The organism is Haploplasma modicum ATCC 29102 (assembly GCF_000687835.1).
GTDB classification, from domain to species: domain Bacteria; phylum Bacillota_I; class Bacilli_A; order Acholeplasmatales; family Acholeplasmataceae; genus Haploplasma; species Haploplasma modicum.
Map to the genome: position 1 here is coordinate 231575 of NZ_JHYB01000003.1, position 7238 is coordinate 238812.

The window sequence follows — 7238 nt, forward strand, 5'->3', positions numbered from 1 at the left end:
ATCAATTTGTTGTAATTATAAAGGCAGCAAAACTCAAGGGTATTAAAACAGGAGCAGCAAAATACATTAAAGCACCTATAGCCAAGATTTCTGGAGCATTAAATGATAGTCTTGAATAGTTAGAACTATAATCATTTATATCTGTTTTAGTCTCAAAACCTATTCTTCCAAGTGCGTTTCCGAACACACTAAATGTGCTTTTTTTCCAATGTAGACTTAAAGAATTTTCTCCTCCAATACCGACCCCGAAACCAACCCCTTTAACTTTGACATCTAGTCCAAAAGAATATTCCCAAAAATTCCAAGGATTAGATGGTGTGTTTATGCTAAAATTAAATACCTTACCTGTTGATGTATCCAAGTCAATTTGAACACCTGTTTCAGTTGTTGCGAATATATAATATTTAAAATCTTTTATAACTGTTTTAGTATATTGTACACTAGATTCTACTGTTTCACCAATAAATTTTCCAATTTTCTTAAATAATTTTATTGATTTTGATATGATTTTTTTACCAAATGTTCCATTGCCATCGAAGTACATTATTGGAGTAATGTTCCTATAGAGCACCAAACCATATTATTACGTGCTTATACAATAATTATACCTAATTTACCCTTCTTTTAGACCAAAAACGACAAAATCATTAAAAGATTCTGTCATTTTGATATTAAACCTATAAATTTATAATGTATATCTATTTTTTGATTTCGGTTATCTTCATCGTGTGTTACTTCATGAACATATATTTTTTCAATAAACTCATTTAATATACCTGCATCTAATACTTCTATTTTTTTATATTTTCTTATAATGCTCATGAATCTATTTGTATCATCTTTCTTTTCATTAAATGTTTCTATTTCACCTTCATGATGATCAATTTTTAATTTAAGTTCTTTTTGTTGCTCTTCATAAGACTTCATCATGACAATAAATCTTCTTTCATCTAAACTACCTTTAATTTTATCTTCATATAAATTTTGTACAATGATATCTATTTCATTAAATCTCTCTTTATGTTTTTTAAGGTCTTTCTTATACACTTCAAGGTCATTTCGTTGTTTCTTTGAATATTGTTTCATGATGATATTTAAAAGTTCTTGTTCATTTAGATTTGCTTGTAATAAATGTTTGTTTATATCACTTAATACAGCTTGATATAAATTTTCATAAGTTATGTAATGCATCGTACAATACTTTTTACCAAACTTTCTATATGTAGAACATGCAAATGTGCCAAAACTGTTTCTTGATTGGGTCCTAGAAAAAGATAAAGTTTTTTGACATTTAGGACACCTTAGTAAACCAATAAATATTTGATTTACTTTAGTTTCCTTAACTGCTTTTCTTTTTACTGCAATCATCGGTTGAATGATATTAAAGGTTTCTTCATCAATTAATGCTTCATGTGTATTTTTAACAATGATCCAGTCTGCCTTATCTACATTGGTCAAAGTTCTATCTTTAAATGATTTAGATCTGTTTTTATTACTTACAAGATGACCTAAGTACTCCATATTAGTAAGTATGGAATATATCGTTCGATTACTCCAATCATAAGGATATTTTACAAAGTTATCGGTAACATACTTACCATGATCTTTGATGATTTGAGCTCTTGGTTTTAATATGTTTTCACCTTTTAAAACCATAGCTATTTTAAATGTTGTAAGACCTGATTTTGCCAGTTCAAAGATTTTCTTAACAATAGGTCCGGTTTCAGGATTAACTATTAATTTATGTTTATTGTTAGGATCTTTCATATAGCCATATGGCGCATATGCACCCGTAAACTTTCCTTCAAGTGCCTTGATTCGATATGCAGACTTTATTTTCTTACTAATATCTTTAGCATACCACTCATTCATTATATTTCTAAATGGTGTGAACTCTTGATGTTCTTTACTACTATCTACACTATCGTTAATTGCTATAAACCTTACCTTATGATTTGGAAAGTAATTTTCTAAATAATACCCCGTCTTTAAGTAATCTCTGCCTAGTCTAGATAAATCTTTAGTGACAATTAAATGTATTAACCCTTTTTCAATATCAGAAATTAATTCTTGAAAGCCTGGTCTTTCAAATGTTGTACCTGAATAGCCATCATCAATGTAGAGTTTTGTGTTTTGAAAATGATTTTGACTGGCGAATAATTCTAACATTTGTTTTTGCGTTTGAATGCTTGAACTATCTCCATTGTAATCATCATCTCTTGAGAGCCTACAATACAGTGCTGTGATTTTATGATTTATACCCTTCATGACCTCTTAGCCTACTTTCAATTTCGTTTTGAATCATACTTATAACTATTTTTTGAATAGTATGATTGCTTTCTACTTTATAATAGGCAGAAGTTGAAGTTTTGACTTTTATTTTCTTTGATTTTTCTTTTTTCATGTCTTTAAACACCTCTTATGCCTTAAGTATATGAATGACTAACGACATAAAATGGCATTTGATGATTTTAAATAGGAAAAAGAGTGCATTTATACACTCTTAGACTACATATTTGATGAGATACGGTTTAGTAGCACTTAACACCAACACAGTTTAGTACGCGATAACGTGGCTATTAGTATAGCCACGTTCCGCACACTGAAAAACTAAACTCTTTATGACTCTCAAAATCTCTTACTTTAAGTCTTTAATTTTATTTCATGTAATTATTATTTTTACAAAAATACGACATCTCAAGTTAATTTTCGAATTTAAAATATAGAGCACATTTCTTATAAAATGAATCGTTACTACTATTTCTTTGTTTGTTCTATTATTGATTTAGTATCTTGTATTTTTTATTTATCTGATCTAAAATATGTTTATTTGAACAGACCATCATAATATGCTTAATCACACTTTTACTGTAACAAAACAAGATTGTCTTGTTATTCTGCCCTGTAATAACTAAATACTTAGCCCCACCAATCAATTTTTCAGTCATCGTTAGTTTTTCATTCCAAAACAATTCAGCAATACTCTTACTATAGTTTTTTATTCTTATCTTGTCACTATCTATTTCTACCCTAGATATAAGTCTAGTAATTGGGACAAATATAATACACGTAAATATGCTTATCGTAAGTATTAAAAACGCAAGCATATATAAAGCACCCTCAAAATTGTTTGATGAGTAAAAATGAATCATTATTAAGCAAAGTGCAATACTGATTATTAACATACTTATAATCAATTGCAACAACAAATATTTATGAACAAAATATTCTTTTTTCATTAGCCAAATCTCCTAGTTAATCTATTAAAACGATAGTTGTGACTTCCATTTATAACTTGATCTATACCGTATGAGGCTACCTGAGATATAGTTTCCACTAAGATTGAATATCCAACAGATAGTGTTTGATATCCGAATTTGCTAAGTACGTTTGCCCCAGCCGAGAAAGGAACAAATGCCACATTCAGTATACCACCAATAGTTCCACTAACAAATGCCTGCGTGAAATCTATTTGCTTATTATCCCAAGATTGAGTAATAATACTACCGCCAAAGTTTCCTAAAAATCCAAGTGTTCCAGCAACTGCAAAACTCCCCATAGCATAAAATGTTCCACCACCTGCAGAAATAGTTGCAGCATAGTATAGAGACGATGCCATACCAGCTCCTAAACCAGATACAAATCCTGCAACCGCTCCTCCAACCCAACCAGCAGTAAATGAACCTCCTGACTGTTCACTTAAATAACCTCCTACCATAGAACTAACACCCGCTGTTACAAGTGCTCCACCAAGAATTCCCAGTGGGGTAAACATTAATGCTACGCCACCCACTACCATAGCACCACTTGCTACCCAATGCCACCATTCCGGACTATTTCCGGTGCTATCTGAGTACATCACTGGAGTCATGTGCCTCTAACCCAGCATAGTCATATTCAAGTACTTTTATACTCTCATTATACCAATTAAAACCCTATTTTTATAGTAAAAACGACAAAATTTAGTGTTTTGTCGTTTTCTTTAGAGTATACCTACAAACTTATAATAGATATCAATTCTTTGTTGTTTTACTCCATTTTCTTCTTTTGTATCATAAATGAGTATCTTTTCAATCATTTCATTTAAGATGCTTGCGTCTAGTTCTTTTAAATGCTTGTATTTTCTAATGATACTTAAAAACTTCTCAGTATCATCTTTTTTATCTTTATAATCACTTAACTGTAATCTTAATGCTTCAATGTTTTCTTTGATATTTGTTTGTTCGGTTTCATAATCTTTTAAGAAAATTATGAAACGCTCTTCACTAATCTTTTCATGCATTCGATCTTCATATATCTTTTTAATCAGTGTATTGATGTCTTCAACTCTTTTCTCAAACTTAAGTATTTCTTTTTGATACCTATTTAAATCCTTTTCATGTTTGACCTGATTGGATGCTAACATATGTTTTAAAACTGTTTCTTCGTTGATTTTAGCGTGTTTTAAATGTTTGTTGATATCGTCCAAGATCATATGATAAAGCTTTTCATAACTGATATAGTGGGTTGTACAATAACCTTTACCAAATCTTCTATAGGTGGAACATGCATAAGCACCAAAACTCTTTCTGTTGTTATATCTTGAAAAGGATAAGGTTTTACCACAATCAGGACATCTAAGAAGTCCTACAAACATTTGATAGGTTGTTGTTTCTTTGATGTTTGTTCTTTTGGCTGTAATCATTGGCTGAATGATATTAAATATTTCTTCATCTATAAGTGCTTCATGGGTATTTTTAACTATGATCCAATCTGCTTTCGGTACATTGATTAATGTTCTATCCTTAAATGATTTAGATTTATTTCTATTACAGACTAAGTGACCTAAATATTCCATGTTTCCCAATATGGCATGAATGGATCTTGAACTCCAATCAAAGGGGTGTTTAACAAACTTATCCATGACATACTTTCCATGGTCTTTAATGATTTGTGCTCTAGGTTTTAAGATTTTATCTTTGCTAAGTACCATGGATATCTTAAAAGTAGTTAGTCCACTTCTTGCCAGTTCAAAGATTCTTTGAACGACCGGTCCTGTTTCTGGATGAATGATGAGTTGATGTTTATTATTTGGATTTTTCATATAACCATAGGGTGCGAAAGGTCCTGTAAATTTACCTTCAAGTGCCTTAGTGTGATAAGCTGACCTTATCTTTTTACTAATATCTTTAGCATACCATTCATTCATAATATTTCTAAACGGTGTAAACTCCTGATGTTCTTTACTGCTGTCAACACTATCATTAACTGCGATAAAACGTACCCTTTGTTCTGGGAAGTAGTTCTCAAGATAATATCCTGTCTTTAGATAATCACGACCCAGTCTTGATAAGTCTTTAGTGATGATAGTACTTACTTTACCTTTTTCAATATCATTAATAAGTTCTTGAAACCCTGGTCTTTCAAATGAAGTACCTGAATAGCCATCATCAATGTAGAACTTGGTATGAGAAAATGAGTTTTGTTTAGCATATTGTTCTAGCATTTGTTTTTGGGTTTGAATACTTGCACTATCACCATTATAATCATCATCTCTAGATAGTCTACAATAAAGTGCTGTTATTCTATGTTTACCAGTTGTCAATTGTAAAACCTACTTTCTTCCACCTATTTCTTTTTCAATTAGTTTTAAAACTATTTGCTCAATAGTTTTATACTCTTCATCTTTATAATAGACAGTTAAGGTCTGTTTTACTTTTATTTTGTCTGAATTTTCTTTTTTCATATGCTTTTTATACCTCTTATGTCTTAAGTATATGAATGACTAACGACATAAAGTGGCATTCTATGAATTTAAATAGAAAAAAGAGTGCATTTTCACACTCTTATCTTGAATATTATATGAATTGTGGTTTAGTAGCACTTAAAACCAACACAGTTTAGTACGCGATAACGTGGCTATTAGTATAGCCACGTTCCGCGTAACAGTAAAACTAAACTTTGTTATGTTTGTTCCGGGTCATCTTTTGAGTCTAACTCAAACATTTCTCTATAAACTTTTTCTTTTACACCTAAATCAATTTTCACTGCATTAATACATTTTTCAAGAAGTATTTTTGGGAACAATTTATCATAAATATTAATTGATATACACACTTCATTTTTAAGCATCTTTAATATTCTTCTTCTTTCTTTCATGGTGGTGTCTTTAACGCTTATATTAAAATCATGTGTAGAAGCAATAACCATTGCTCCAATAAAGTATAAATAATTAACTTCTTCAAAATTTATTTTTTTTCTTTTTTTAAACCATTTTTGTACAATTTGCTGTTCATCATAATAAGTTAAATACCAGTGATCCAGTAGATAAAAATATACAAAATTAACGGTCACTATTATGCATGAAAATCCAATTATTGGAACAATGGTATCTATAGACTGCTCTCTTGTAGCAAAGAAAATAATCATTATTGACGATATTACATTCATTAATACTGTAATAAACCCCATATGGTTAGCTATATTATTATACTTTTTCATTTAAACTAATCCTCCTAGAAGTATGGTATTAATCTTATTGTTGCTATATTTGATTTTCTACCCATACCAGAAATTAAATCATATGCCCAGGCAATTTCAGCTCCCATCATTGGTCCCCAAATAGCATCGAACACTTTGTAACCTGTAGGATCTGCAAAACTAAATAATCCTGATCCAAATGATATTAAAGCACCACCTAAAGAAATTTTATCTCCATGAATGCCAGCTTGTCCTAAATATGCCCCTAAGGATAGAGTTCCATCAATACCTGCCATAATTGCTCGTTGTCCATAAGTCCCAAGTTTAGCAATTGCTCCAACTTTTGCTCCAATGGCACCAGATATAGCTCCAGTTATCGAACCTAGCATGAATCCTGTAGAGGCCTTATTTGAATCGAAATGAAAACCATCTTCATCGAGTGAAACACCACTAATAATTCCAACGGCTCCACCGACAGATGCACCCAAGAATGCACTTCCCAATATAGCAGCTGCGGCACCTCCTGTTAAAACCGTTGCTACCCCCAAACCAACAATTATTCCTATGCCTATTGTCCATTTTAACCATTCAGGCATATTACCGCTGGGGTCGGAGTACATAACAGGATTATTCACACAATATGCATATAGATTACTTCCATTAGCGCTACTTGGATCAAGATAATTATAACTATCAATAGATAGCCATCTACCTAACTCTGGATCATAATATCTTGATTCACAGTAATAAAGCTTATTCTCTACATCATAGATATATCC

Annotated in this window: 9 protein-coding genes; all 9 read right to left on the reverse strand. The window is 31.0% G+C overall.

Translation table 11 applies throughout. The features are described from left to right. Window position 1: 1 nt before the first annotated feature. Window positions 2-544 (reverse strand): hypothetical protein, encoded by a 543-nt coding sequence (locus tag T352_RS0103610; RefSeq protein ID WP_162151174.1) that lies wholly within the window; start codon window positions 542-544, stop codon window positions 2-4. A gap of 116 nt (window positions 545-660) precedes the next feature. Continuing rightward, window positions 661-2268: a recombinase family protein gene (locus T352_RS0103615; RefSeq protein WP_162151175.1), complete on the reverse strand. Its 1608-nt coding sequence runs from the start codon at window positions 2266-2268 to the stop codon at window positions 661-663. Beyond that, a complete protein-coding gene (locus T352_RS07115; protein WP_156951188.1) occupies window positions 2249-2404 on the reverse strand; it encodes a hypothetical protein in 156 nt (51 codons plus the stop codon). The genes T352_RS0103615 and T352_RS07115 overlap by 20 nt, the downstream gene beginning before the upstream one ends. A gap of 373 nt (window positions 2405-2777) precedes the next feature. Beyond that, window positions 2778-3239: a hypothetical protein gene (locus tag T352_RS0103625; protein WP_026391806.1), complete on the reverse strand. Its 462-nt coding sequence runs from the start codon at window positions 3237-3239 to the stop codon at window positions 2778-2780. Beyond that, window positions 3239-3859 carry a hypothetical protein gene (locus tag T352_RS0103630; RefSeq protein ID WP_156951189.1) on the reverse strand — a complete coding sequence of 207 codons (621 nt, stop codon included), beginning with the start codon at window positions 3857-3859 and terminating at the stop codon, window positions 3239-3241. Before T352_RS0103630 ends, T352_RS0103625 begins: the two co-directional genes overlap by 1 nt. A gap of 123 nt (window positions 3860-3982) precedes the next feature. Next, complete coding sequence (locus T352_RS0103635) at window positions 3983-5584, reverse strand: recombinase family protein (RefSeq protein ID WP_026391808.1); 1602 nt, start codon at window positions 5582-5584, stop codon at window positions 3983-3985. 9 nt (window positions 5585-5593) lie between these two features. After that, on the reverse strand, window positions 5594-5725 hold the full coding sequence (locus tag T352_RS07375; RefSeq protein ID WP_269146502.1) for a hypothetical protein: 132 nt from the start codon (window positions 5723-5725) through the stop codon (window positions 5594-5596). A gap of 218 nt (window positions 5726-5943) precedes the next feature. Beyond that, on the reverse strand, window positions 5944-6480 hold the full coding sequence (locus tag T352_RS0103650; protein ID WP_026391809.1) for a hypothetical protein: 537 nt from the start codon (window positions 6478-6480) through the stop codon (window positions 5944-5946). 14 nt (window positions 6481-6494) lie between these two features. Further along, on the reverse strand, window positions 6495-7238 hold a 744-nt coding region (locus tag T352_RS06905), incomplete at its 5' end, for an RHS repeat-associated core domain-containing protein (protein ID WP_162151176.1).